This window comes from Pseudomonas sp. PA-1-6B (assembly GCF_021609545.1).
Taxonomy (GTDB): Bacteria; Pseudomonadota; Gammaproteobacteria; order Pseudomonadales; family Pseudomonadaceae; genus Aquipseudomonas; species Aquipseudomonas fluorescens_BV.
Genome location: NZ_WJZM01000123.1, coordinates 1 through 1,540, shown reverse-complemented (window position 1 = coordinate 1,540; position 1,540 = coordinate 1). Strand labels below are relative to the sequence as shown.

Sequence of the window (1,540 nt, the reverse complement as noted above, 5' to 3'; positions counted from 1 at the left end):
GCGCAGCGCTCCCGCTTTTATTGGGGCCGCTGCGCAGCCCGGCGCGAGCAAGCTCGCTCGCCACAGGTTATTGATGCCTAGTTCGCATTCCGGCACAGGCATTGCTTTATCCATTCACCCCCCGGAAAACAGGAGCATACGTTACCCCCCGACCCAGAGCCGCCCCCATAAGAAAGTAAGGACCAGGCCTGTTGGCACCTTCAGCCACGGGCTCATAAAAACATGCGTTTTTTTAAGCGGCAGTGCCACCCAAAGCCACACTGGGCACTGACAAGGTACTGGAATGGCTCGATCTTTCTTCGATGAAATGAATGACGCAAACGGCGTATGCCGTGCGCACTATCAGGACTTCTCTCGCTGGCTGGCCAATACGCCGCCGGAACTGCTGGCCCAGCGTCGCCGTGAAGCGGATTTGCTGTTCCATCGCGCCGGGATCACCTTCACCCTGTATGGCGACGAACAAGACACCGAACGCCTGATTCCCTTCGACATCATTCCCCGCAGCATCCCCGCCAGTGAATGGAGCCTGATCGAGCGTGGCTGCATCCAGCGGGTCAATGCACTGAACATGTTTCTCGCCGACATCTACCACGACCAACGCATCATCAAGGCCGGGATCATTCCGGCAGAGCAGGTGCTGGGCAACGAGGGCTATCAGAAGGCGATGGTCGGCCTGGATCTGCACCGCGACATTTACTCGCACATCTCCGGTGTCGACCTGGTGCGCGACGGTGACGGCACTTACTACGTGCTCGAAGACAACCTGCGCACCCCCAGCGGCGTGAGCTACATGCTCGAAGACCGCAAGATGATGATGCGGCTGTTCCCGGAAGTCTTCGCCAAGCAGCGCATTGCACCCGTGGACCACTACCCCAACCTGTTGCTCAAGACCCTCAAGAGCGCCAGCCGCCTCGATAACCCGAATGTGGTGGTGTTGACGCCTGGGCGCTTCAACAGCGCCTTCTTCGAACACGCGTTCCTTGCCCGGGAAATGGGCGTGGAGCTGGTGGAAGGTGCCGATCTGTTCGTGCACGATCTCAAGGTGTTCATGCGCACCACCGACGGCCCCAAGCCCGTGGACGTGATCTACCGGCGCATTGACGACGCCTTCCTCGACCCCCAAGCGTTCAACCCCGAGTCGATGCTCGGCGTGCCGGGGTTGGTGGCGGCTTACTGCGCCGGCAATGTGGTACTGGCCAACGCCATCGGCACCGGGGTGGCTGACGACAAGTCGATCTATCCCTATGTACCGGCGATGATCCGCTTCTACCTGGACGAGGAACCGATCCTGCAGAACGTGCCGACCTTCCAATGCCGCAAGCCCGATGAGCTGTCTCATGTGCTGGCCAACCTCGAGCAGTTGGTGGTCAAGGAAACCCAGGGCTCCGGCGGCTACGGCATGCTGGTGGGCCCGGCGTCGACGGCCGCCGAGATCGAAGACTTCCGCCAGCGCATCAAGGCCCGTCCCTGACCCTTATACACATCTGACGCTTCCGACGACGCCACCATACACTCTCTCATCTCACGCGAGGTCTTATCA

The 1,540-nt window shown here is 60.4% G+C and carries 1 pseudogene; it reads left to right on the top strand.

From position 1 onward, the window contains the following. Nucleotides 1-283: 283 nt before the first annotated feature. Nucleotides 284-1,468, top strand: a pseudogene (locus GIV35_RS27180) (circularly permuted type 2 ATP-grasp protein); the annotation flags it as partial. Nucleotides 1,469-1,540: the final 72 nt, after the last annotated feature.